Genomic DNA, 22689 nt, shown 5'->3' with positions numbered 1-22689 from the left:
ATCAGGCCGGTTGTTCCACAGGCGGCTTGGCCACCGAGCAGAGGCGGATCGAGTCGGCAAGGATCTCGATCGCCTTCGGCCGCGGGAAGCTGGCGCGCCAGGCAATGGCCACGGTACGGAACGGTGCAGGCGGGGTAAGCGGACGCACTTCGATGATCCCAGGCGCATAGTGATGGCTGTGCACGGCCGACAGCGGCAGGATCGACACCCCCAGGCCGGACGCGACCATGTGGCGGATGGTTTCCAGCGAGCTGGACTCGACCGTGGTGTGCTTGGAGCCTTCGCCACCTTTGTTCAGCGTCGGGCAGGCTTCCAGCACCTGATCGCGGAAGCAGTGGCCCTCGCCGAGCAGCAGCAGGCTCTTGTCGTTGAGCATGGCAGTGTCGATGGTCTTCTTCGCCGTCCACGGGTGGTCGGCCGGCATCAGCGCACAGAAAGGCTCGTCGTACAGCGGCAGGGTCAGCACATCGGCTTCGTTGAACGGCAGGGCGATGATCACTGCGTCCAGCTCGCCGTTGCGCAGCTTCTCGCGCAGCACGTGGGTGAAGTTTTCTTCGATATACAGCGGCATCTGCGGCGCCACCCGGTGCAGCTGAGGGATCAGGTGCGGGAACAGGTACGGGCCGACCGTATAGATGGCGCCGACCTTGAGCGGGGCGGTCAGCTGGTTCTTGCCAGCCTGGGCCAGCTCGCGAATGCCCTGGGCTTGCTCCAGTACCTTCTGCGCCTGGGCCACGATGCTTTCGCCGACCGGGGTCAGGCGCACCGCGCTCTTGCTGCGCTCGAAGATCAGCACGCCAAGCTCGTCCTCAAGCTTCTTCACGCCGACCGACAGGGTCGGCTGGCTGACGTGGCAGCGCTCGGCAGCATGGCCGAAGTGCTGCTCCTGGGCGAGCGTGACGATGTAGCGTAATTCTGTGAGGGTCATAACGTGCGTCCATGAAGTTGCGGGCCCAGCATAGCGGCTGCAATCGATAGACGCACGTTATCAGACTTGCCGATTTGTGACAGAAACAAAAGTATCAGCGGCGGTCCAGCGAGTAGACGAACGGTGCCACTACTTCGATCGTGCCATTGGTCAGCAACTCGGCGGGAGGCTTGGGTACCGTGCCGGCGCGGCGGATCATTTCCATGGTCGCCCGGTCCAGGGCCGCGCTGCCGGAGCCGCCTGCCATGGAGTAGGAAACCACCTTACCTTCGGCGTCGACCACGAAGCGCAGGCGGTTGATGCCTTGCAGGCCGCGACGGCGAGCATCTTCCGGATAGCGCTTGTACTTCGCCAGGTGGCGCAGCAAGTCGCTCTGCCAGGTTGGCAGCGCCTGGCTGTTGGAGGCGATGCTTGGCGCCGGTGCCGCCGACTTCTGCGGTGGCGTGTTGCTTGGCGGCGTATCGGCTACCTGTTCCTTGGCCGGTGGCTCATCCTTCGGCGGCTCAGGCTTCTTCTCAGGCTTCGGTGGCTGAGGCTTGGGCTTCGGCTTGGGCGGCTTGGCGATGGCGATCTTCGGTTTCGGCGCCTCGACCAGCTTGGGCAGCGGTGGCTCTTCGACCGGTGCCGGTGGCTGTGGGGCGGCTTTCGGTGGTGGCGGCGGCGCGGGCTCGGGCAGCGGTGCCAGTTCGACCATCATGGCTGCCGGGGGCAACTCGATGGCCTGGGGCACCGACCAGTTGAGCGTCAGCAGCACGGCGACCACGTGCACGCCCAGCACGATCGCCAGGCTGCCAGCGTAGCGCGCCACGTTTGAGCGCGGTTTCGTCATTTCTTGGCTGCCGTCTCGAGACCTACCAGACCGACCTTGAGGTAGCCGGCCGCGCGCATGTTGTTCATCACTTCCATCAGGTCACCGTAATCCACGCCCTTGTCGGCCTGGAAGAAGATGGTGGTTTCCTTGTCGCCCTTGGTCTTGGCGTCGAGCATCGGGCCAAGCTGTTCGGGGGCAGGTACCTGATCGTCGCCGACATACAGCTTCTGGTCGGCCTTGACGCTGACGAACACCGGTTTCTCGGGCCTCGGTGCCGGCTTGGCAGTCGAGGCGGGCAGGTCGACCTTGATGTCGACCGTGGCCAGCGGGGCTGCGACCATGAAGATGATCAGCAGCACCAGCATCACGTCGATGAACGGCGTAACGTTGATTTCGTGGTTTTCGGTGAGGTCGTCGCCACCTTCGTTGAGATGCAGGCCCATGGTTTACCCCACTTTCACCATGTGCGGGGCGGCGCGGTCGCCACCCTGGTGGTCCAGATCACGGCTGACCAGCAGCAGCACCTGGGCGGAGGCGTCGGACACCTGTGCCTTGTAGCCGGCGATGGAGCGGGCGAAGACGTTGTAGATGACCACGGCCGGGATCGCGGCGACCAGGCCCAGTGCAGTGGCCAGCAGGGCCTCGGCGATACCTGGGGCAACCACGGCCAGGTTGGTGGTCTGGGTCTTGGCGATACCGATGAAGCTGTTCATGATGCCCCACACAGTACCGAACAGGCCGACGAACGGCGCGGTGGAACCGATGGTGGCGAGCACGCCGGTGCCGTTGCTCATGGCGCGACCGCTGGCGGCTACCAGGCGCTCCAGGCGGAAGCTGACGCGTTCCTTGATGCCTTCTTTCTCGCGGGCATTGGCCGACAGGCGCATCTCTTCGAGGGCGTCGTGGACCAGGGTGTGGGCCAGGGTGCCTTCTTTATTGGAGACGGTGCTGGCTTCTTTCAGGCTTACCGACTTCTTCAGCGCGGCAATCTCGCCACGCAGGCGGCGCTTGGCGCCCATCAGCTCGAAGCCCTTGGCGATCCAGATGGTCCAGGTGATGATCGAGGCGATGGCCAGGCCGATCATCACGATTTTGACGACGATGTCAGCGTTCTTGTACATGCCCCATGGGGACAGGTCGTGGGCCATGCCCAGCGAGGTGTCTTCAACCAGTTCCTGAACGGCCGGATCAGCGGCGACAGGTGCATCGACCGGCGTCGCGGCCTGGCCTTCGACAGCAGCAGGTGCTGGAGTGGCAGGGGTAGCTGCGGCAGCAGCAGCCGGGGCGGCGGTGTTAGCAGCAGGCTCATCGGCCATGGCCACCGGGGCCAGCACCAGGCTGAACATCAGCGCGGCGATGGCGCGCCAGGCGCGCGACGGGGTTGGCGAAGCGGAAGGTTGAGTACGTGTCATGCTGGCCGGACCTGATGAAGAAGAAAGTGTGCGTTCTCCAAGGCCTCGAGATAGGCCGAGAACAGATAGGGGTGCCATTATTGCAAGTAATTCTTGTTAACAAAAGTAATCTTGTTGCTTTTTTCACCTACGGTCTAGCCGCCTATCGTGTAATACGGCTAGCCTGATCCTTTGGTCTAGGGAGTTTTGTGATGTCAGACCTTTCCGCAATTATCGTGGGATGTGGTGATGTAGGCGGCCGTTTGGCCCGCCAGCTGCTGGCCAAAGGCTGGCAAATCAGTGGCCTTCGCCGCTCGGTCGAGCAGTTGCCTGAGGGCATCGCGCCGATCGCTGCCGACCTGTCCGACCCTGCCATTCCACAGGCATGGCCACAGCGTTCGCCGGACTACCTGGTGTATTGCGTCGCCGCCAGCCAGCATGACGAGGCGGGTTATCAAGCCGCTTACGTCGATGGTTTGCGCCATGTGCTGGCGTGGCTGGCCGAGCGTGGTCAGCGCCCACGGCGCTTGCTGTTCGTCTCCAGCAGCAGCGTGTTCGCGCAAAAGGAAGGCGAATGGATCGACGAAACCGCACCCACCGAACCTGAAGGGTATTCCGGGAAGGTGATGCTGGAGGCCGAAGGCTTGGCGCTGGCCAGCGGCATGCCTACCAGCGTGATTCGCCTGACCGGCATCTACGGCCCGGGTCGCGAGTGGCTGCTGAGCCAGGTGCGGCAGGGCTATCGGGTGGCCGAAGAGCCGCCGCTGTATGGCAACCGGATTCATGCCGAGGATGCGGCGAGCCTGATGGCGTACCTGCTGCAGGCCGATGCCGAAGGTGTGGCGTTGGAGGATTGCTACATCGGCGTCGACGACGACCCGGCACCGCTGGCCGATGTGGTGGCCTGGCTGCGGGAGTACATGGGAGTTACCGAGTGGTCCGATGAGCAGCGGGTGCGCCGTACTGGCAGCAAGCGTTGCAGCAATGCCCGGGTGCGGGCGTTGGGCTGGGCGCCGGAGTATCCGAGCTACAAGGAAGGCTATGCGGTGATTCTGGAAGGCAAGCGCTGATCTCTAGTTGTGGGAGCGGCCTTGCGTCGCGAAAGGGGCGCGAAGCGGCCCCAGGTTTCAGCTTCGCCGCATAGATTGCCGGGGCTGCTTCGCAGCCCTTTCGCGACGCAAGGCCGCTCCCACAGAGATGGCGTTCGGTCTGAGAGCGGTCTTCAGTCCCGCTCCAGCACCCACTGCTGGGCGCCGGCTGCCAGCTGCGGAATCTCGTCCGACTGGGCAGTGTTCACCGCCTGGAAGATCGCCATCTTGTTGCCATCACGCTTGAAGATGAACGGCGCGCCGCGCTGATTGCGCTCCAGCCACAGGCTGTCGTTGTTGCCACCCATGCTGGCGCAGTCACCGGCCAGGCACAGGGCAAAACGGTCAGGGCCTGGCAGGCCGGTGACGTTGCCGGTATCGCTGAAGTGTACGGTGGCGCCCTTGCCCTGACCCTCGATGATCTTCCAGTCGCCACCGAGGTAGGCCTGGTACAGCGCCTTCTCGAAGCTGCCACCCAGCGGCGTATTGCCGGGCTGCTTGGCGCGCACGAAGGTCTGCTTGGCGCCGCTCTGGTCGGTGGCTTCGAGTTCGTCGCCGTCGAGTGCCAGCAATTCGGTCTGGCCGCCCGGGAAGCTGGCCTGCCATTGCTTGTCGTTGGCGCTCAGCTGGCCGTCGGCCGCCTCGAAGCCATTGCTGTAGCTGGCTCGCTGGCTGCTCACGTCGAGCTTCCATTCGAAGACCGGGCCGTGTTCGTTCAGGGCTTGGCGCAGGCTGTCGCCCTTGATGGCGGCCTTGATGGCGTCCTGGTTGATCCAGGTGCCGTTGAAATCTTCGGGTTTGTGGCTGGCGCAGCCGCCCAGAAGCAGGGCTGCCAGCGCGAGGGGCAGTGCTTGACGCATGACGGGATAACCTTGCAGAGGAGGGTGACGGGCAGGCTGCCCGTCACCAGGGGCATCATTCGATGACCAGAATGGCGTCCATTTCGACCTGGGCGCCTTTCGGCAGTGCAGCAACGCCAATGGCGGCGCGGGCTGGGTAGGGCTGTTCGAAGTAGCGGCCCATCACCTCGTTGACCTTGGCGAAGTGGCTCAGGTCGGTGAGGAAGATGTTCAGCTTGACGATGTCCTTGAACGAACCGCCAGCCGCTTCAGCCACGGACTTGAGGTTCTCGAACACCTGTACGGTCTGGGCTTCGAAGCCTTCGACCAGTTCCATGGTCTTCGGGTCCAGCGGGATCTGGCCCGACATGTAGACGGTGTTGCCGGCCTTGATCGCCTGGGAGTAGGTGCCGATAGCGGCAGGGGCCTTGTCGCTGTTGATTACGGTCTTGCTCATGATGACTCCTTGCGGTTGGCGGACTACGTACGCATGCGGGTGATGCGGACCACGCCGGTCAAGGTACGCAGCTTCTTGATCACACGCGCCAGGTGCACACGGTCGTGCACGCTGACCACCAGTTGGACCACGCTGATACGGCCGTCGCGTTCGTCCATGCTGATCTTCTCGATGTTGCCGTCGGCAGCGTTGACGCTGCTGGCCAGCAGGGCGATCAGGCCGCGCTGGTGTTCAAGCTCGACACGCAGCTCGACGTTGAATTCGCCAGTGATGTCCTTGGCCCACGAGAGCTGTACGCACTTCTCCGGGTTGTGGCGAATTTCGCTGATGTTGCGGCAGTTTTCCAGGTGCACGACCATGCCTTTGCCTGCTGACAGGTGGCCGACGATCGGGTCGCCCGGGATCGGCGTGCAGCACTTGGCGTAGCTCAGCACCAGGCCTTCGGTTCCGCGGATCGCCAGCGGGCCTTCCGGCGCTGGCAGCTGTTCGCCTTCGGCCGACAGCAGGCGGCGGGCGACCACGTAGGCCATGCGGTTGCCCAGGCCGATGTCTTCGAGCAGGTCCTCGATCAGCTCCAGGCGGTACTCGGCGAGAATCGCCTGGATACGCTCCTGGGGGATTTTCTCCAGGCTGCTGTCGAAACCGGTCAGCACCTTGTTCAGCAGGCGCTCGCCGAGGCTGATCGACTCGGAGCGGCGCTGCTGCTTGAGGGCATGGCGAATGTGCGTGCGCGCCTTGCCGGTGACCACGAAATTGAGCCAGGCCGGATTCGGCCGTGCGCCCGGGGCGCTGACGATTTCCACCGTCGAGCCGCTCTGCAGCGGCTCGGACAGCGGCGCCAGGCGGCGGTTGATGCGGCAGGCGATGCAGCTGTTGCCAACGTCGGTGTGCACCGCGTAGGCGAAGTCGACGGCGGTGGAGCCTTTGGGCAGCTCCATGATCCGGCCTTTGGGCGTGAACACGTAGACCTCGTCCGGGAACAGGTCGATCTTCACGCTTTCGATGAATTCCAGCGAGTTGCCGGCACGCTGCTGCAGCTCGAGGATGCCCTTGACCCACTGACGCGCCCGGGCATGGCTGCCCTTGGGTTGCTCGTCCTCGTTGGACTTGTACAGCCAGTGCGCGGCGATGCCGTTGTTGGCCATCTCTTCCATTTCGCGGGTGCGGATCTGGATCTCGATGGGCACGCCGTGCATGCCGAAAAGCGTGGTGTGCAACGACTGGTAGCCGTTGGCCTTGGGGATCGCGATGTAATCCTTGAAGCGACCGGGCAGCGGCTTGTACAGGTTGTGCACGGCGCCGAGCACGCGGTAGCAGGTGTCGACCTTGTCGACGATGATGCGGAAGGCGTACACGTCCATGATCTCGTTGAAGGCGCGGCGCTTGCCACGCATCTTCTTGTAGATGCCATAGAGGTGTTTCTGCCGGCCGCTGACCTCGCCCTCGATGCCGTCTGCGGCCAGGCAGTTGGCCAGCGAGTGCTCGATCTTGGCGACGATCTCTTTACGGTTGCCGCGTGCGCTCTTCACCGCCCGGTGGATCAGCGACGAACGCATCGGGTGCATGGCCTTGAAGCCGAGGTCCTCGAACTCCACGCGCACGGTGTGCATGCCCAGGCGGTTGGCGATGGGGGCGTAGATCTCGAGGGTTTCCTTGGCGATGCGCCGGCGTTTTTCGCCAGACAGCACTTCAAGAGTGCGCATGTTGTGCAGGCGGTCGGCCAGCTTGACCAGGATCACGCGGATATCGCGGGCCATGGCCATGGCCATCTTCTGGAAGTTTTCGGCCTGCGCCTCGGCCTTGGTCTCGAAGTTCATCTGGGTCAGCTTGCTGACCCCATCGACCAGTTCGGCCACGGTCTCGCCAAACTGCTGGCAGAGGGCTTCCTTGGCGATGCCGGTGTCTTCGATCACGTCGTGCAGCATGGCGGCCATCAGGCTCTGATGGTCCATGTGCATGTCGGCGAGGATGCTGGCCACTGCCAGCGGATGGGTCACGTAGGGCTCGCCGCTGCGGCGGCGCTGCCCGTCGTGTGCCTGTTCGGCGTAGAAATAGGCGCGGCGAACCAGGTTGACCTGTTCGGGGCCCAGGTAGGTCGACAGCCGTTCGGCTAAGGCTTCTATGCCCGGCATGGTTTCACCTCTTGCCGAGGAAGAGGGCCTTGTGCCGCGCGACGTCGACAGGGCATCGATCAGACAGCCTCGTTGGACTCGTCCTCGAACGCGGCGAAGACCGGATCCTCGGTGACGATCTCTTCGGCGGCGATGAACTCAGGGGTAACGATACCTTCGGCGATTTCGCGCAGGGCGACCACGGTCGGCTTGTCGTTTTCCCACGCTACGCGTGGCTCTTTGCCGCCGGTAGCCAGCTGACGGGCGCGCTTGGTCGAGAGCATGACCAGCTCAAAACGGTTATCCACGTGTTCCAGGCAGTCTTCAACAGTTACGCGGGCCATGGTCTTCCTCAGTAGCAAATGCGGTAGGCGTGCAGCCCAATATGGGCAGGCGGACTCGATAGTTTAAAAAATCACCAGCCAATAGGGAAGCGCTGTTTTGTCGGCTACCCCGTCGGGCCTGCGTATCACCGTACCCTGTGGGAGCGGCTTCAGCCGCGAAAGGGCCGGAACAGACACCCTCGATGCATGCTTCTGACGATAACCTCAGAGCATCGCATCCCGCAACCGCGGCGTAAGCTCCTCAAACAAGGTCTGCACCGAGCGCAGCGCCCGGCAATCCGGCCGGGTCAGCAGCCACAACTGGGTATCGCAGCCCGGCAGCGGCCCGCTCAGCGCATCAACCCCCGGTAGCGCATGCACCATATAGTCGGGCAATGCCGCCACGCCAAGCCCGGTGCTCACCAGCTGGGCGATGGTCGACATGCCACTGCACTGGTAACGCGGGTTCAGCCCCGGGAATTGCTGGTTGCGCCAGACCACGGTGGGGTGGTCCTGCATGGAATCGTCCGGGGCGATCCACGGCACGCTGCTGGCCGACTCGTTCAGGCGCTCGCGCCACTGCGGCTGACCGCAGATCACATAGGATGTGGAACCCAGGCAACGACCCACCAGGTGTTCCGGCGGCGTATTGGTCAGGCGCAGGGCGATGTCGGCATCGCGCCGGCTGAGGTTGGCGAAGGTGTTGGAGGTGCCCATCTCCAGCGACAACGCCGGGTAGTTCGGCATGAACGCCGCCAGCGCCGGCAGCAGCAGGCTGTGCATCACCGCCTCGGTGCAGGTCAGGCGCACGGTGCCGCTGACCACTTGTTCGCCGCTGGTCATGGCGATCCGTGCGGCATCCAGCGCCTGTTCGGCGCGCTCGGCCTGCTCGGCCAGGGCCTGGGCCGTGTCGGTCGGCAGGTAGCCTTTGCGGCTTTTCACGAACAGCGCGGTGCCCAGCGCCGACTCCAGTCGGCGAATCGAGCGGAACACGGTCGAAACGTCGACCTTGAGCAGTTCGGCGGCCTTGGCCAGTGAGCGCCCGCGTTCCAGTGCCAGGACCAGGGAGAGGTCGGCGTGGGTAATCTGATATTGCATTGGTGCACGCTCTGCTTGCCGAATTGCCAATGTCTGTTGCGTGAGGGCCATTTTATAGTGAAACGGCCCCCCGGAATCAATGCGCCCGGTCGGGTAACCAATCCCCACGATGGGAAAGTGAAAAAAACAACAGCTGCAACCATCGTCGCCCGTGAGGCGCCAGCCGTATCCCCACATCGCCGCAGCAAATCATAGGATGTAAGCCATGACGTCGGTCACCCCGTGCGCCAGTACTTCCAGCGAGATGAATGACTTCCTTCAGGCCCATCCGGATACGCAGTACGTCGATCTGCTGATTTCCGACATGAACGGCGTGGTACGCGGCAAGCGCATCGAGCGCGCCAGCCTGCACAAGGTGTACGAGAAAGGTATCAATCTGCCGGCCTCGTTGTTCGCCCTCGATATCAATGGTTCGACCGTGGAAAGCACCGGCCTGGGCCTGGACATCGGTGACGCCGACCGCATCTGCTACCCGATTGCCGGCACGCTGTCCGACGAGCCGTGGCAGAAGCGCCCGACCGCGCAGCTGCTGATGACCATGCACGAACTTGACGGTGAGCCATTCTTCGCCGACCCGCGCGAAGTGCTGCGCCAGGTGGTGAGCAAGTTCGACGCCATGGGCCTGGATATCTGCGCCGCGTTCGAGCTGGAGTTCTACCTGATCGACCAGGACAACCTCAACGGCCGCCCGCAGCCGCCACGCTCGCCCATCTCGGGCAAGCGCCCGCAGTCGACCCAGGTGTACCTGATCGACGACCTCGACGAATACGCCGACTGCTTGCAGGACATGCTCGAAGCGGCCAAGGAGCAAGGCCTGCCAGCCGATGCCATCGTCAAGGAAAGTGCCCCGGCGCAGTTCGAAGTCAACCTGCACCACGTCGCTGACCCGATGAAGGCCTGCGACTATGCGATCCTGCTCAAGCGCCTGATCAAGAACGTCGCCTACGACCATGAAATGGACACCACGTTCATGGCCAAGCCCTACCCGGGCCAGGCGGGCAACGGCCTGCACGTGCACATTTCGTTGCTGGACAAGAAAACCGGCAAGAACATCTTCGCCAATGAAGACCCGCTGCAAAGCGACGCCCTGCGCCACGCCATCGGCGGTGTGCTCGAGACCATGCCGGCGTCGATGGCCTTCCTGTGCCCGAACATCAACTCCTACCGCCGCTTCGGTGCGCAGTTCTACGTGCCGAACGCGCCGAGCTGGGGCCTGGACAACCGCACCGTGGCCGTGCGCGTACCGACCGACAGCAGCGAAAACGTCCGTATCGAGCACCGCGTGGCTGGTGCCGATGCCAACCCGTACCTGATGCTGGCGGCCATCCTGGCCGGCATCCACCACGGCCTGACCAGCAAGATCGAGCCGGGTGCACCGATCGAAGGCAACTCCTACGAACAGCTGGAGCAGAGCCTGCCGAACAACCTGCGCGACGCCCTGCGTGCGCTGGATGACAGCGAAGTCCTCAACCAATACATCAGCCCGGACTACATCGATATCTTCGTGGCCTGCAAGGAAAGTGAGCTGGCCGAGTTCGAAGTTTCGATTTCCGACCTCGAGTACAACTGGTACCTGCACACGGTGTAAGCCCATGAGCGCAATTGCGGTCCCCTTGATCGGTATCAGCGCCTGCCGCCAGCAGGTGGGGAAGAACTCGTCGCACACAGTAGGCGACAAGTACGTGGAGGCCGCCGGCTTCGCCGGATTGCCGCTGATTCTGCCGGCCCGCGATGGCGGCAGTGACACCCAGTCGCTGCTGTCCCGGCTTAACGGCATTGTTTTTACCGGCTCGCCTTCTAATATCGAGCCGCATCATTACAATGGCGCCGCCAGCGCTGAAGGGACCCGGCACGACCTTGCCCGTGACCGGTTGACCCTGCCGCTGCTGCAGGCGGCGATTGCCGTCGGCGTGCCGGTGTTCTGCATCTGCCGTGGCTTCCAGGAACTGAACGTGGCCCTGGGCGGCAGCTTGCACCAGCGTGTGCAGGAACTGCCCGGCTACATGGACCATCGTGAACCCGAGGATGCACCCCTGGAGGTGCAATACGGCCCTCGTCATCCCGTCAGCGTTGCGCCTGGCGGGTTGTTCGAGCGCCTGGGCCTGGCTGCGCAGTTCGAGGTCAACTCGCTGCACAGCCAGGGCATCGACCGCCTGGCCCCAGGCCTGCGGGTCGAGGCACAGGCCCCGGATGGCCTGATCGAAGCAGTGTCGATGCCTGACGCGCCGGGCTTTGTACTTGGCGTGCAGTGGCACCCTGAATGGCGTTTCGCCGACAACCCGGTCTCCCTGAGCCTTTTCCAGGCGTTCCGCGAGGCCTGTATTGCCCATGCTGCACGGGAGGTCTGACAGCAAGTCAGCCAAAAGTCCGGGATGACTCACCCCCGGCAGCGCGCTTTCAATGAGTGGAAGCAGGCCTTGGGAACAGGGCCTGTGAAAACAATTCCAATAGTTACGGCAAAAACTCATGAGCAATTACACAGAAGCCGGCCGCCCACCCGATGTGGCCGACTCGGGCAGCACTCAGCGCAGCAAAGGCCTGGCCAAGGGCCGACTTGGCCTGCTGGCCAGCGTGGTGCTGGGCATTTCCACCATCGCCCCGGTCTACACCCTGACCGGCGCCCTTGGCCCGACCGTACGTGAGGTCGGTGCTCATCTTCCCGCCGTATTCATTGTCGGCTTCCTGCCGATGCTGCTGGTTGCCTTGGGCTACCGCGAGCTGAATTCGGCCGAGCCGGACAGCGGCACTTCGTTTACCTGGTCGGCCCGTGCCTTTGGCCCGATGATCGGCTGGATCGGTGGCTGGGGGCTGGTGGTGGCCACCACCATCGTGCTGTCCAACCTGGCGGGCGTTGCCGTCGACTTCTTCTATCTGTTCCTCAGCCAGATCACCGGCCACCACGAACTGGCGGCATTGGCCGACAACCTGTTGATCAATGTCACCACCTGTTGTGTGTTCATTGCCATGGCGGTGTGGATCTGCTGCCGCGGTATGGCCACCACCATGACTGTGCAATACGGCCTGGTGGCGTTGCAGTTGATGGTACTGCTCGGCTTTGCCTTCGCGGCCTTCGGCGGCACCACTGCACCGCCGCCGCTGGAGTTCGATTTCGCCTGGTTCAACCCGTTCGGTGTCGAGTCGTTCTCGGCCTTCGCTGCGGGGCTGTCGCTGTCGATCTTCATCTTCTGGGGCTGGGACGTGTGCCTGACCGTCAGCGAAGAGTCGGTCGGCAGTGACGAGGTGCCGGGCAAGGCGGCCACCTGGACCGTGCTGCTGATTCTTGGCCTGTACCTGGTTACCGCCATCGCCACCCTGCAGTTCGCCGGTATCAGCGAGCAAGGCCTGGGCCTGAACAACCCGCGCATCCAGGAAAACGTGTTCGCCCACCTGGCCGGGCCGGTGATGGGGCCGCTGGCGATCCTGATGTCGATTGCCGTGCTGGCGAGCACCGCGGCGTCGCTGCAGTCGACCTTCGTGTCGCCGGCGCGCACGCTGTTGGCCATGGGTTACTACGGCGCGGTGCCGCAGAAGTTCGCCAGCGTCTGCCCGCGTTCGCAAACGCCGCGTTACGCGACCATCTGCGCCGGTGTGGCGGCAGGGCTGTTCTACGTGACCATGCGTACCCTGAGCGAGAACGTGCTGGCTGACACCATCACGGCGCTGGGCATGATGATCTGCTTCTACTATTCGCTGACGGCGTTCGCCTGCGTCTGGTACTTCCGTGACAGCCTGTTCGGCAGCCTGCGCCACTTCTTCATGCGCGGCCTGTGCCCGCTGGTGGGTGGGGTGATCCTGTCGGTGATCTTCGTGCGCACGGCGATCGACAGCGCCTCGCCGGACTTCGGCAGCGGCTCGCATGTGGCGGGGCTGGGGTTGGTGTTCGTGATTGCGGCGATCATTTCGGCACTGGGGATCGTGCTGATGATGATTTCGCGGATGCGTGCGCCGGCTTACTTCCTCGGGGCGACCCTGCGTCAGCAGGCCACCCTGCCACTGCAGGACTAATGCTGGGGGCGCTTTGCGCCCCTTTCGCGACACAAGGCCGCTCCCACAGAGGGCAGCGTACGCCGATCAATTTGGGAGCGGCCTTGTGTCGCGAAAGGGCTGCAAAGCAGCCCCGCTCGGTGAATCAGGCGAGCAGTTCTTTCAGCAGTTCGCTGTAGCGCTGCTGCTGCTTGCCCAGCAGCAGCCGGTTGGCCACGAACACCGCTTTCAATTCCTCAAGCGCCACGCCGAAGTCGTCGTTGATGATGACGTACTCGTATTCGTCGTAGTGCTCCATCTCGCTGACCGCTTCCTTCATGCGCCCGGCGATGATTTCTTCGCTGTCCTGGCCACGGCCATCCAGGCGCTCGCGCAGGGCCTGCTGGCTCGGCGGCAGGATGAATACCGAACGTGCCTCGGGCATCAGCTTACGCACCTGCTGGGCGCCTTGCCAGTCGATCTCCAGGATCAGGTCGTTACCCCGGTCCAGCACCTCTTGCAGCGCACTGCGCGAAGTCCCGTAGAAATTACCGAACACTTCGGCGTGCTCGAGGAAGTCACCCTTGGCGATCAGCCCCTTGAAATCGTCATGGCTGACGAAGTGGTAGTTCACGCCGTGTTCTTCGCCCGGGCGCATGGCGCGGGTGGTGTGCGAGACCGAGACGCTGACGCGCGGGTCGGCCTTGATCAGGGCGGTGACCAGGCTGGTCTTGCCGGCGCCGGACGGTGCCGAAACGATATAGAGGGTGCCGCTGCTTTGATTCATGGTCGGGGTGGCCTTACTCGATGTTCTGTACTTGTTCACGCATCTGTTCGATCAACACCTTCAGGTTGACCGCCGCTTGCGTGCTGCGTGGGTCGAAGGCCTTGGAGCCCAGGGTGTTGGCTTCGCGGTTGAGTTCCTGCATCAGGAAGTCCAGGCGCCGGCCGGCGGCACCGCCGGACTTGAGCACCCGGCGCACTTCGTTGACGTGGGTGCTGAGGCGGTCGAGCTCCTCGGCGACGTCGCTCTTCTGTGCCAGCAGCACCATTTCCTGCTCCAGGCGCTGCGGGTCGAGCTCGGCCTTGAGGTCACCGAAACGGTCGATGATCTTCTGCCGCTGGGCGGCGAGCATCTGCGGCACCAGGGCGCGCAGGGTGGTGACCTCGGTGGTCATGTTGTCCAGGCGTTCGTTGATCAGCCGGGCCAGCTCCTGGCCTTCGCGCAGGCGCCCGGCCTTGAGCTCGGCCAGGGCCTCGTCGAACAGCGTCACGGCTTCGGCGTTCAATGCCTGGGGGTCAGTGGCGTCGGCCACCAGCACGCCCGGCCAGGACAGCACTTCCAGCGGGTTGAGCGCGGCCGGCTGCTTGATCAGGCCGGCCACCTCTTCGGCGGCAGCGACCAGCTGCGCAGCGCGCTCGCGGTCGACCTTGAGCGGTTTGCCATTGCTGTCTTCGTGCAGGCGCAGGGTGCATTCGACCTTGCCGCGCGACAGGCCCTGGCGCAGGCCTTCACGTACCGCGCCTTCAAGGTCGCGCAGGGCGTCCGGCAGGCGCAGGTGAGGCTCAAGGTAACGGTGGTTGACCGAGCGCAGTTCCCAGACCAGGGTGCCTTGGCTGCCTGCGCGCTCGACACGAGCAAAAGCGGTCATGCTGTGCACCATGGGAAGTACCTCGCGTAAATGAATTGAAGGCGCGGGATTGTAGCGCAGTGCGCAGGCGGCGCCCAATCCGCCCATGTTACAGAGCGCGTGCCCGCGAGTGGGAAAAGGCGACAGGCTGCCGGGGGCGCGACAATAGGCATGTCCTCTGCGGGCGACGGGCTCTATAATGGCGGGCAGATTCAAAGTCCCAGTACAGGTATCCCAGATGAAACGTCCAAGTGGTCGCGCCGCCGATCAGCTCCGCTCGATCCGCATCACCCGCAACTACACCAAGCACGCCGAAGGGTCGGTACTGGTCGAGTTCGGTGACACCAAGGTCATCTGCACGGTCAGCGTCGAAAATGGCGTACCGCGCTTCCTCAAAGGCCAGGGCCAAGGCTGGCTGACCGCCGAGTACGGCATGCTGCCGCGTTCCACCGGCGAGCGTAACCAGCGCGAAGCCAGCCGTGGCAAGCAAGGTGGCCGCACCCTGGAAATCCAGCGCCTGATCGGCCGTTCGCTGCGTGCCGCACTGGACATGAGCAAGCTCGGTGACATCACCCTGTACATCGACTGCGACGTGATCCAGGCCGATGGCGGCACCCGCACCGCATCGATCACTGGCGCCATGGTCGCCCTGTGCGACGCCCTGGCCGTGATCAAGAAGCGCGGTGGCCTGAAGGCCGGCAATCCGCTCAAGCACATGATCGCTGCCGTGTCGGTGGGCATGTACCAGGGCGAAGCGGTACTCGACCTGGACTACCTGGAAGACTCCGCTGCAGAAACCGACCTCAACGTGGTCATGACCAGTGCCGGCGGTTTCATCGAAGTACAGGGCACTGCCGAAGGTGCTCCGTTCCAGCCTGAAGACTTCAACGCCATGCTGGCGCTGGCGCAGAAGGGCATGAGTGAAATCTTCGAACTGCAGAACGCCGCGTTGGCCGACTGACTGTTCCTGCAGACACAAAAAAGCCGACATCACTGTCGGCTTTTTTGTGTCTGAGCAGCACTCAGATGGTCAACGTCCAGTCGTAGTCGACGATCAGCGGCGCATGTTGCGAGAAGCGCGGCTGACGCGGCAGGCGGGCGTTGCGCACGAAGCGGCGCAGGCCCGGGGTGAGGATCTGGTAGTCGAACCGGTAGCCCAGGTTGAGCATTTCGGCCTGTTCGTTGTCCGGCCACCAGCTGTACTGGTCGCCTTCACGGCTGACTTCGCGCAAGGCATCGACATAGCCCATGTCGCCGGTGATCGCATCCATCCATGCCCGTTCTGGCGGCAGGAAACCCGGCGACTGCTGGCTGTCACGCCAGTTCTTGATGTCGAGCTTCTGCTGCGCCACGTAGAACGAGCCGCAATAGATGTATTCGCGACGCTTGCGACGCTGTTTGTCCAGGTACTTGGCGAAGTCGTCCATCAACTTGAATTTCTGGTTCAAGTCTTCGTCGCCGTTCATGCCCGAAGGCAGCAGCAGGCTGGCAATACTGACTTTGTCGAAATCTGCTTGCAGATAACGCCCGTAGCGGTCGGCTGTCTCGAAACCCAGGCCGGTGATGACTGCCTTGGGCTGCATGCGCGAGTACAGTGCCACGCCACCTTGGGCGGGTACCTCCGCGTCGCAGGCATAAAGGAAATAGCCATCGAGCTGGAAAGCTGGGTCGTCGAGTTCAAAGGCCGAGGCGCGGGTATCCTGAAGGCAGATGACGTCGGCATTCTGGGCTTGCAGCCAGCTGAGCAATCCACGCTCGGCCGCAGCCTGAATGCCATTCACGTTCACACTGATGATCCGCATAAATGGCCCCAAAAATCTCGTGCGTGTATGATACCCGAGCTCAACCCATTTAGCTAAATCCGTGGTGTCCGGGACCTTACATGCAGCCGTATCAGCGCGACTTCATCCGTTTTGCCATCGATCGCGGCGTGCTGCGCTTCGGTGAATTCACCCTGAAATCGGGGCGTACCAGCCCGTATTTCTTCAATGCCGGCCTGTTCAACACCGGTTCCGCCCTTGCGCAACTGGGCCGTTGCTACGCGGCAGCCATCGTCGACAGCAAGATCCCGTTCGATGTGCTGTTCGGCCCGGCCTACAAGGGTATTCCCCTGGCAGCAACCACTGCCGTGGCCCTGGCCGATCAGCACCAGCTCGACGTGCCGTGGTGCTTCAACCGCAAGGAAGCCAAGGATCACGGCGAAGGCGGCAGCCTGGTAGGCGCACCGCTGGCCGGTGATGTGCTGATCATCGATGACGTGATCACTGCCGGTACCGCGATTCGCGAAGTGATGCAGATCATCAACGCCCAGCAGGCCAAGGCCGCTGGCGTGCTGATTGCGCTGAACCGTGAAGAGCGCGGCAATGGCGAGCTGTCGGCGATCCAGGAAGTGGAGCGTGACTTCGGTATTCCTGTGGTCAGTATCGTTTCGCTGACCCAGGTACTGGAGTTCCTGGCGGACGATCCGCAGCTCAAGCAGCATCTGCCGGCGGTCGAGGCTTACCGGGCGCAGTACGGGATCTGATCCCGGCCGGGTAACGAAAAAAGGCGACCTTCGTGAGAGGGCCGCCTTTTTTGTTTCTGCTGTCCCGGCCCTTTCGCGGCGGTTCGACGCCTCGATAAACCCGCTCCCACAGGTACAGCGCTGGCTTGGAGGGCTGCGACATTCCTGTGGGAGCGGGCGAGCCCGCAAAGAGGCCGGTGCAGGTTATGCGTGACGCTTGCGGTTGGTGATCAGGGTGCCGACGCCGCTGTCGGTGAAGATCTCCAGCAGCACCGCGTTCGGCACGCGGCCGTCGACGATGTGCGAGCTGTTGACGCCGCCCTGGACCGCTTCCAGCGCGCACTTGATCTTCGGCAGCATGCCGCCGTAGATAGTGCCGTCGGCGATCAGTTCATTGACCTGCTCGGTGGTCAGGCCAGTCAGGACCTGGCCCTGCTTGTCCATCAGGCCGGCGATGTTGGTCAGCAGCATCAGCTTCTCAGCCTTCAGCGCTTCGGCAACCTTGCCCGCCACCAGGTCGGCGTTGATGTTGTACGACTCACCGTTGGCACCCACGCCGATGGGCGCGATCACCGGGATGAAGTCGCCTTTCACCAGCATGTTCAGCAGGTCGGTGTTGACGCTGACCACTTCGCCGACGTGGCCGATGTCGATGATTTCCGGCTGGGTCATCTCTGGGGTCTGGCGGGTGACGGTGAGCTTTTTCGCACGAATCAGCTCGGCGTCCTTGCCGGTCAGGCCGATGGCGCTGCCGCCATGGCGGTTGATCAGGTTGACGATGTCCTTGTTGACTTGGCCGCCGAGGACCATTTCCACCACGTCCATGGTCGCGGCGTCGGTGACGCGCATGCCATCGATGAAGTGGCTCTCGATCGACAGGCGCTTGAGCAGGTCACCGATCTGCGGGCCGCCACCGTGCACGACCACCGGGTTGATGCCCACGGCCTTCATCAGCACGATGTCCCGGGCAAAGCCGGTTTTGAGCTCTTCGCTCTCCATCGCGTTGCCGCCGTACTTGATCACCAGGGTCTTGCCGACAAAGCGGCGGATGTAAGGCAGTGCTTCGGACAAAACCTCGGCTACATGGGAAGCGGCATCGCGATCGAGGGTCATGCAGGGCTCCTGTAAGGAACAGATAGTCGGTCAGAACGGCAGTTGCAGCTCAGGGGCAACCCGCAGCAACTGGGCGCGGAAAACATCCTTGATACGTTGCAACTCGGCGTCGCTTTCAGCCTCGAAACGCAGCACCAGCACCGGCGTGGTGTTGGAGGCGCGGACCAGGCCCCAGCCTTTCGGGTAGTCGACCCGCACACCGTCGATGGTGGTCAGGTTGGCTTCGCCCCACTGAGCGTCGCGTTGCAGTGCATCAATGATGCTGAATTTACCCTCGTCGGTCACATCAATATTGATTTCCGGCGTGGAAATATCGTTCGGGAAGGCGGCGAACAGGTCTTCGGCGTTCTGCGAGGCCTTGCTGAGGATCTCCAGCAGGCGTGCGGCGCTGTAGATACCGTCATCGAAACCGTACCAGCGCTCCTTGATGAAGATGTGACCGCTCATCTCGCCAGCCAGCAGCGAGCCGGTCTGCTTCATCTTCTTCTTGATCAGCGAGTGGCCGGTCTTCCACATCAGGGCGCGGCCACCGTGCTGTTCGATCAGCGGGGTCAGGCGGCGGGTGCATTTGACGTCGAAGATGATCTCGGCGCCTGGGTTGCGCTCCAGCACGTCGAGGGCGAAGAGCATCAGCAGGCGGTCTGGGTAGACGATGCTGCCGGTGTTGGTCACCACGCCTACGCGGTCACCGTCGCCGTCGAAGGCCAGGCCGATGTCGGCGCCGGTTTCCTTGACCTTGGCGATCAGGTCTTCGAGGTTTTCCGGCTTGCCCGGGTCCGGGTGGTGGTTGGGGAAGTTGCCGTCCACCTCGCAGAACAGCGGGATGACGTCGCAGCCCAGGGCTTCGATCAGCTGCGGCGCAATTACGCCAGCGGCGCCGTTGCCGCAATCCACCACGACCTTGAGCTTCTTCGCCAGCTTCACGTCACCGACGATTTGCTGGAAGTAGCGATCGAGAATCTCGACCTTTTGCACGCTGCCTTCGCCGCGCGGCACGTCATTGGTCTTCAGGCGGGTCAGCAGGGCCTGGATCTGCTCGTTGGCCAGGGTATCGCCCGCGATGACGATCTTGAAGCCGTTGTAGTCCGAAGGGTTGTGGCTGCCGGTGAGCATCACGCCGGACTTGCCGGCCAGTACGTTGGCGGCATAGTACAGGGCGGGGGTCGGCACCAGGCCGACGTCGCTGACCTGGCAACCGGCATCGACCAGGCCTTTGATCAGTTGCTCGACCAGCATCGGGCCGGACAGGCGGCCATCACGGCCAACGGAAATCTGCGGTTCGCCCTGGGCAAGGGTCTGCGCGCCGATGGCGCGGCCGATCCAGTAGGCGGTTTCGCCGTGCAGGGTCTTGCCGACCACGCCGCGGATGTCATAGGCGCGGAAGATGCTTTCCGGCAGTGCCGGGACCAGGTGGGCCATGTCGTTCATCTCGGGAAACTCCATTAGTCAAAGGCTTTTCTGGGCAGGCGCAAACTGAACGCTTGGACGGTGGAATCGCCAGAGAGTTCGCCATCCTTGGCCTGAACGGTCGTTGGTCGGCTCAGTGGCTACCGGAATGGCCGAAGCCGCCCGCGCCACGCTGGCTCTCGTCGAAGCGCTCGACGATGTCGAAATGCGCTTGTACCACAGGCACCAGGACAAGTTGAGCGATGCGCTCGCCGACGGCGATGGTGAACGGCGTATTGCCACGGTTCCAGCACGACACCATCAGTTCGCCCTGGTAGTCCGAGTCGATCAGGCCGACCAGGTTGCCGAGCACGATGCCGTGTTTGTGGCCCAAGCCCGAGCGCGGCAGGATCATGGCCGCCAGGCCCGGGTCGCCGATGTAGATCGACAGGCCGGTCGGGATCAGCAGGGTCTGGCCCGGCTCGAGGACGGTGTCTTCTTTCAGCAGGGCGCGCAGGTCGAGGCCGGCGGAGCCAGGGGTGGCGTATTGCGGCAGCGGGAATTCGCTGCCCAGGCGTGGGTCGAGAATCTTGGCTTGAAGAGCGTGCATGTAACTTATTGAACCTGATTGAGCCGTTCGGCGATGAAGGCGACCAGTTGCCGGGCGATCTTGCCCTTGCTGGTCTGCGCGAAGAGGGTCTGGTGCTGCTGGCGGTCGATCACGGTCAGGGCATTTTCCTCGCTGTTGAAGCCGATGCTGGGGTTGGCCACATCATTGGCGACGATCAGGTCGAGGTTCTTGTCCTTGAGCTTGCGCGTGGCGTAATCGAGCAAGTGTTCGGTTTCGGCGGCGAAGCCGACGCTGAACGGGCGGTCGGCACGGCCAGCGATGGTGGCAAGGATATCGGGATTGCGCACCATCTGCAGCAGCATGCCGTCGCCGGTCGTAGGATCCTTCTTGAGCTTTTGCGGGGCGACCACCTCTGGGCGGTAGTCTGCGACCGCCGCGGACGCGATGAACAGGTCGCACGGCATGGCGGCTTCACAGGCTGCGAGCATGTCCCGTGCGCTGACCACGTCGATACGCTGCACGCGGTCGGGGGTCTGCAGGTGCACAGGGCCGGTGACGAGGGTCACCCGAGCACCGGCTTCGGCAGCCGCTTCGGCCAGGGCGAAGCCCATCTTGCCGGAGCTATGATTGGTGATGTAGCGCACGGGGTCGATGTTTTCCTGGGTCGGGCCGGCGGTGATCAGCACGTGCTTGCCGGTCAGTGCCTGGCGCTTGAAGCTTTCTGCGGCGCACCAGGCCAGGTCGGTAGCTTCGAGCATGCGCCCCAGGCCCACGTCGCCACAGGCTTGGCTGCCCGAGGCCGGGCCGAACACCTGGATGCCACGGCGCTTGAGCAGTTCGAGGTTGTCTTGCGTTGCCGGGTCGCGCCACATCGCCTGGTTCATCGCCGGGGCCACGGCCACGGTGGCGTCGGTGGCCAGTACGAGGGTGGTCAGCAGGTCGTCGGCCATGCCCTGGGCCATGCGCGCCATGAGGTCGGCGGTGGCCGGGGCGATCAGTACCAGGTCGGCCCATTTGGCCAGTTCGATGTGGCCCATGGCCGCTTCGGCGGCAGGGTCGAGCAGATCCATGTGCACCGGGTGGCCGGACAGCGCCTGCAGGGTCAGCGGGGTGATGAATTCGGCACCACCACGGGTCATGACGACGCGCACCTGCGCGCCGTGCTCCAGGAGTCGGCGAATCAGCTCGGCACTTTTGTAGGCGGCAATGCCACCTCCAACGCCGAGAACGATGCGCTTGCGATACAGCCGCTGCATAGGCTTGCCTTTTTCCAGTGAGAGCGGGCGGCGACGTTTGAAAATGCCTGCGGCAGAACGTCGCATGTACGAGGCGAAATAGATTAACACAGGGCCGAAACGGGCCGCAGCAAGGGCAGGGAGCAGGGATGAATATCAGGGAGTGGCCGGCTGAAGAGCGGCCGAGGGAGAAGTTGTTGCAGCGCGGAGCTGGCAGCCTGACCGATGCGGAGTTGCTGGCCGTGTTTCTAGGCTCTGGCGTGCGTGGGCGCAATGTCGTGGAGCTGGCGCGAGGTCTGCTGGTGAAGTTCGGCGGCTTGCGTCAGTTGCTGGAAGCCGACCGTGAAGCCTTCGTCGGTGAGCTTGGGCTGGGCCCGGTGAGGTACAGCCAGCTGCAGGCATTGCTGGAGATCGGGCGTAGGCACTTGGCCACTGCTATCAAACACGAGTCGGTCATGGACAGCCCGGCTGCGGTGCGACGCTATCTGAAGTCCATGCTGCGCCATGAAGCGAGCGAAGTGTTCGGCTGTCTGTTCCTGGATACCAAGCACCGGCCGCTGGCGTTCGAGATCCTGTTCAGGGGCACCATAGACCGTGCGAGTGTCTACCCGCGCGAAGTGGTGCGCCGGGCGCTGCAGCACAACGCGGCGGCGCTGATCCTGTGCCACAACCATCCTTCGGGCAACAGCGAACCGAGCCAGGATGATGTGCACCTGACGCTGTCGCTGAAGCGGGGGTTGGGGCTGATCGATGTGCGGGTGCTGGATCACATCATCATTGGTGATGGGGAGCCGCTGTCGATGGTCGAGCATGGGTGGATTGTGGCCTGAGGCTTTGTGCTGCCTGCACCGGCCTCTTCGCGGGCAAGCCCGCTCCCACAGGGACGGCACAACACCTGTGGGAGATTCTATGGTTTTCAACAAGCCAGTTTCCCGCCTTTGGTGACGTATTCGTCCTGATTTTTCATCAGGGCGAATGCCACCCGTGCGAGCTTTCTAGCCAGGATTACCAGAGCTTGTGTCGTTGCTTTTCCAGCACGCCGGTGTTGCTCGTAGACCTCTTTCCAGGCAGCCGACCTGCTAGCAGCCATCGCGGCGTTATGCAGCAGACGACGGATCTCAGAGCAGCCTCGCTTAGTGAGGCGACGGCGGCCACTTTTTTGCCCAGAATCAATCACTCTTAGGTCCATTCCTAAGAACGCTATGTACGAGTCACTGCTTTTAAACTCGCCCCGGATGAAG

General features: G+C 63.3%; 23 protein-coding genes and 1 pseudogene. 7 read left to right on the top strand and 17 right to left on the bottom strand.

Annotated features, from left to right (window positions below; translation table 11 throughout):
• Position 1: 1 nt before the first annotated feature.
• From N430_RS27915 to exbB, 4 genes are all read right to left on the bottom strand, one after another.
• Entirely contained in the window at positions 2–928 is a 927-nt protein-coding gene (locus tag N430_RS27915; protein WP_110639885.1) for a hydrogen peroxide-inducible genes activator, read from the bottom strand.
• Positions 929–1022: 94 nt separating this feature from the next.
• Entirely contained in the window at positions 1023–1757 is a 735-nt protein-coding gene (locus N430_RS27910; RefSeq protein WP_110639886.1) for an energy transducer TonB, read from the bottom strand.
• The gene (gene exbD / locus N430_RS27905) at positions 1754–2182 is read right to left on the bottom strand and encodes a TonB system transport protein ExbD (protein WP_110639887.1); all 429 of its coding nucleotides are present in this window, start codon (positions 2180–2182) and stop codon (positions 1754–1756) included. Before exbD ends, N430_RS27910 begins: the two co-directional genes overlap by 4 nt.
• A gap of 3 nt (positions 2183–2185) precedes the next feature.
• Complete coding sequence (gene exbB / locus N430_RS27900) at positions 2186–3151, bottom strand: tonB-system energizer ExbB (RefSeq protein WP_110639888.1); 966 nt, start codon at positions 3149–3151, stop codon at positions 2186–2188.
• A gap of 191 nt (positions 3152–3342) precedes the next feature.
• Between exbB and N430_RS27895 the strand changes: the two genes are divergently transcribed.
• The gene (locus N430_RS27895) at positions 3343–4200 is read left to right on the top strand and encodes an SDR family oxidoreductase (RefSeq protein WP_110639889.1); all 858 of its coding nucleotides are present in this window, start codon (positions 3343–3345) and stop codon (positions 4198–4200) included.
• A gap of 152 nt (positions 4201–4352) precedes the next feature.
• Here N430_RS27895 and N430_RS27890 read toward each other — a convergent pair whose 3' ends face one another.
• The 5 genes from N430_RS27890 to N430_RS27870 form a co-directional block, all read right to left on the bottom strand.
• Positions 4353–5078, bottom strand: coding sequence for a hypothetical protein (locus N430_RS27890; RefSeq protein ID WP_110639890.1), 726 nt, complete (start codon positions 5076–5078; stop codon positions 4353–4355).
• A gap of 55 nt (positions 5079–5133) precedes the next feature.
• Positions 5134–5514, bottom strand: a complete 381-nt coding sequence (locus N430_RS27885) for a RidA family protein (RefSeq protein WP_043199829.1) — start codon at positions 5512–5514, stop codon at positions 5134–5136.
• 23 nt (positions 5515–5537) lie between these two features.
• Positions 5538–7646: a bifunctional GTP diphosphokinase/guanosine-3',5'-bis pyrophosphate 3'-pyrophosphohydrolase gene (gene spoT, locus N430_RS27880; RefSeq protein WP_110639891.1), complete on the bottom strand. Its 2109-nt coding sequence runs from the start codon at positions 7644–7646 to the stop codon at positions 5538–5540.
• Positions 7647–7705: 59 nt separating this feature from the next.
• Positions 7706–7969, bottom strand: a complete 264-nt coding sequence (gene rpoZ / locus N430_RS27875; protein WP_016394025.1) for a DNA-directed RNA polymerase subunit omega — start codon at positions 7967–7969, stop codon at positions 7706–7708.
• Between the two features lie 204 nt (positions 7970–8173).
• Positions 8174–9046 carry a LysR family transcriptional regulator gene (locus N430_RS27870; protein WP_110639892.1) on the bottom strand — a complete coding sequence of 291 codons (873 nt, stop codon included), beginning with the start codon at positions 9044–9046 and terminating at the stop codon, positions 8174–8176.
• A gap of 205 nt (positions 9047–9251) precedes the next feature.
• Between N430_RS27870 and N430_RS27865 the strand changes: the two genes are divergently transcribed.
• The 3 genes from N430_RS27865 to N430_RS27855 all read left to right on the top strand — a co-directional run bounded on the left by N430_RS27865 (position 9252) and on the right by N430_RS27855 (position 13051).
• Entirely contained in the window at positions 9252–10634 is a 1383-nt protein-coding gene (locus tag N430_RS27865; RefSeq protein ID WP_110639893.1) for a glutamine synthetase family protein, read from the top strand.
• 4 nt (positions 10635–10638) lie between these two features.
• Positions 10639–11394 carry a gamma-glutamyl-gamma-aminobutyrate hydrolase family protein gene (locus N430_RS27860; RefSeq protein WP_110639894.1) on the top strand — a complete coding sequence of 252 codons (756 nt, stop codon included), beginning with the start codon at positions 10639–10641 and terminating at the stop codon, positions 11392–11394.
• 118 nt (positions 11395–11512) lie between these two features.
• Positions 11513–13051, top strand: coding sequence for an APC family permease (locus N430_RS27855; protein WP_110639895.1), 1539 nt, complete (start codon positions 11513–11515; stop codon positions 13049–13051).
• Between the two features lie 124 nt (positions 13052–13175).
• Here N430_RS27855 and gmk read toward each other — a convergent pair whose 3' ends face one another.
• Both gmk and N430_RS27845 read right to left on the bottom strand, forming a co-directional pair.
• Entirely contained in the window at positions 13176–13796 is a 621-nt protein-coding gene (gene gmk, locus N430_RS27850) for a guanylate kinase (protein WP_110639896.1), read from the bottom strand.
• A 13-nt stretch (positions 13797–13809) separates the two neighbouring features.
• Complete coding sequence (locus N430_RS27845) at positions 13810–14673, bottom strand: YicC/YloC family endoribonuclease (protein ID WP_110639897.1); 864 nt, start codon at positions 14671–14673, stop codon at positions 13810–13812.
• 205 nt (positions 14674–14878) lie between these two features.
• On the opposite strand from N430_RS27845, the gene rph reads away from it, so the two are divergent.
• On the top strand, positions 14879–15601 hold the full coding sequence (gene rph / locus N430_RS27840; protein ID WP_103448475.1) for a ribonuclease PH: 723 nt from the start codon (positions 14879–14881) through the stop codon (positions 15599–15601).
• Between the two features lie 61 nt (positions 15602–15662).
• Here rph and N430_RS27835 read toward each other — a convergent pair whose 3' ends face one another.
• Positions 15663–16442, bottom strand: coding sequence for an exodeoxyribonuclease III (locus N430_RS27835; RefSeq protein WP_008091582.1), 780 nt, complete (start codon positions 16440–16442; stop codon positions 15663–15665).
• 80 nt (positions 16443–16522) lie between these two features.
• Here N430_RS27835 and pyrE point away from each other — a divergent pair, with 80 nt between their 5' ends.
• A complete protein-coding gene (pyrE, locus tag N430_RS27830; protein WP_008091580.1) occupies positions 16523–17164 on the top strand; it encodes an orotate phosphoribosyltransferase in 642 nt (213 codons plus the stop codon).
• Positions 17165–17347: 183 nt separating this feature from the next.
• Here the strand turns inward: pyrE and argB are convergent, their stop codons facing one another.
• From argB to coaBC, 4 genes and pseudogenes are all read right to left on the bottom strand, one after another.
• Positions 17348–18256, bottom strand: coding sequence for an acetylglutamate kinase (argB, locus tag N430_RS27825; RefSeq protein ID WP_110639898.1), 909 nt, complete (start codon positions 18254–18256; stop codon positions 17348–17350).
• A 30-nt stretch (positions 18257–18286) separates the two neighbouring features.
• Positions 18287–19660: pseudogene (locus N430_RS27820) on the bottom strand (phosphomannomutase/phosphoglucomutase); the annotation flags it as partial.
• Positions 19661–19796: 136 nt separating this feature from the next.
• Positions 19797–20252: a dUTP diphosphatase gene (dut, locus tag N430_RS27815; protein ID WP_054886764.1), complete on the bottom strand. Its 456-nt coding sequence runs from the start codon at positions 20250–20252 to the stop codon at positions 19797–19799.
• 5 nt (positions 20253–20257) lie between these two features.
• Positions 20258–21469: a bifunctional phosphopantothenoylcysteine decarboxylase/phosphopantothenate--cysteine ligase CoaBC gene (gene coaBC, locus N430_RS27810; protein WP_110639900.1), complete on the bottom strand. Its 1212-nt coding sequence runs from the start codon at positions 21467–21469 to the stop codon at positions 20258–20260.
• 128 nt (positions 21470–21597) lie between these two features.
• Here coaBC and radC point away from each other — a divergent pair, with 128 nt between their 5' ends.
• Positions 21598–22278 (top strand): DNA repair protein RadC, encoded by a 681-nt coding sequence (radC, locus tag N430_RS27805; protein WP_110639901.1) that lies wholly within the window; start codon positions 21598–21600, stop codon positions 22276–22278.
• An 86-nt stretch (positions 22279–22364) separates the two neighbouring features.
• Here the strand turns inward: radC and N430_RS27800 are convergent.
• A partial coding sequence (locus tag N430_RS27800) for a transposase (RefSeq protein WP_146232707.1) occupies positions 22365–22689 on the bottom strand: 325 nt, incomplete at its 5' end.

The sequence above is a fragment of the Pseudomonas sp. CC120222-01a genome, assembly GCF_003097235.1.
GTDB lineage: Bacteria > Pseudomonadota > Gammaproteobacteria > Pseudomonadales > Pseudomonadaceae > Aquipseudomonas.
This window is presented reverse-complemented; position numbering and strand designations above follow the sequence as displayed.

Excerpts from the sequence above, each read along its gene's own strand:
- N430_RS27915 (WP_110639885.1), bottom strand. The coding sequence starts at position 928 with ATGACCCTCACAGAATTACGCTACATCGTCACGCTCGCCCAGGAGCAG.
- N430_RS27910 (WP_110639886.1), bottom strand. The coding sequence starts at position 1,757 with ATGACGAAACCGCGCTCAAACGTGGCGCGCTACGCTGGCAGCCTGGCG.
- exbD (WP_110639887.1), bottom strand. The coding sequence starts at position 2,182 with ATGGGCCTGCATCTCAACGAAGGTGGCGACGACCTCACCGAAAACCAC.
- exbB (WP_110639888.1), bottom strand. The coding sequence starts at position 3,151 with ATGACACGTACTCAACCTTCCGCTTCGCCAACCCCGTCGCGCGCCTGG.
- N430_RS27895 (WP_110639889.1), top strand. The coding sequence starts at position 3,343 with ATGTCAGACCTTTCCGCAATTATCGTGGGATGTGGTGATGTAGGCGGC.
- N430_RS27890 (WP_110639890.1), bottom strand. The coding sequence starts at position 5,078 with ATGCGTCAAGCACTGCCCCTCGCGCTGGCAGCCCTGCTTCTGGGCGGC.
- N430_RS27885 (WP_043199829.1), bottom strand. The coding sequence starts at position 5,514 with ATGAGCAAGACCGTAATCAACAGCGACAAGGCCCCTGCCGCTATCGGC.
- spoT (WP_110639891.1), bottom strand. The coding sequence starts at position 7,646 with ATGCCGGGCATAGAAGCCTTAGCCGAACGGCTGTCGACCTACCTGGGC.
- rpoZ (WP_016394025.1), bottom strand. The coding sequence starts at position 7,969 with ATGGCCCGCGTAACTGTTGAAGACTGCCTGGAACACGTGGATAACCGT.
- N430_RS27870 (WP_110639892.1), bottom strand. The coding sequence starts at position 9,046 with ATGCAATATCAGATTACCCACGCCGACCTCTCCCTGGTCCTGGCACTG.
- N430_RS27865 (WP_110639893.1), top strand. The coding sequence starts at position 9,252 with ATGACGTCGGTCACCCCGTGCGCCAGTACTTCCAGCGAGATGAATGAC.
- N430_RS27860 (WP_110639894.1), top strand. The coding sequence starts at position 10,639 with ATGAGCGCAATTGCGGTCCCCTTGATCGGTATCAGCGCCTGCCGCCAG.
- N430_RS27855 (WP_110639895.1), top strand. The coding sequence starts at position 11,513 with ATGAGCAATTACACAGAAGCCGGCCGCCCACCCGATGTGGCCGACTCG.
- gmk (WP_110639896.1), bottom strand. The coding sequence starts at position 13,796 with ATGAATCAAAGCAGCGGCACCCTCTATATCGTTTCGGCACCGTCCGGC.
- N430_RS27845 (WP_110639897.1), bottom strand. The coding sequence starts at position 14,673 with ATGGTGCACAGCATGACCGCTTTTGCTCGTGTCGAGCGCGCAGGCAGC.
- rph (WP_103448475.1), top strand. The coding sequence starts at position 14,879 with ATGAAACGTCCAAGTGGTCGCGCCGCCGATCAGCTCCGCTCGATCCGC.
- N430_RS27835 (WP_008091582.1), bottom strand. The coding sequence starts at position 16,442 with ATGCGGATCATCAGTGTGAACGTGAATGGCATTCAGGCTGCGGCCGAG.
- pyrE (WP_008091580.1), top strand. The coding sequence starts at position 16,523 with ATGCAGCCGTATCAGCGCGACTTCATCCGTTTTGCCATCGATCGCGGC.
- argB (WP_110639898.1), bottom strand. The coding sequence starts at position 18,256 with ATGACCCTCGATCGCGATGCCGCTTCCCATGTAGCCGAGGTTTTGTCC.
- dut (WP_054886764.1), bottom strand. The coding sequence starts at position 20,252 with ATGCACGCTCTTCAAGCCAAGATTCTCGACCCACGCCTGGGCAGCGAA.
- coaBC (WP_110639900.1), bottom strand. The coding sequence starts at position 21,469 with ATGCAGCGGCTGTATCGCAAGCGCATCGTTCTCGGCGTTGGAGGTGGC.
- radC (WP_110639901.1), top strand. The coding sequence starts at position 21,598 with ATGAATATCAGGGAGTGGCCGGCTGAAGAGCGGCCGAGGGAGAAGTTG.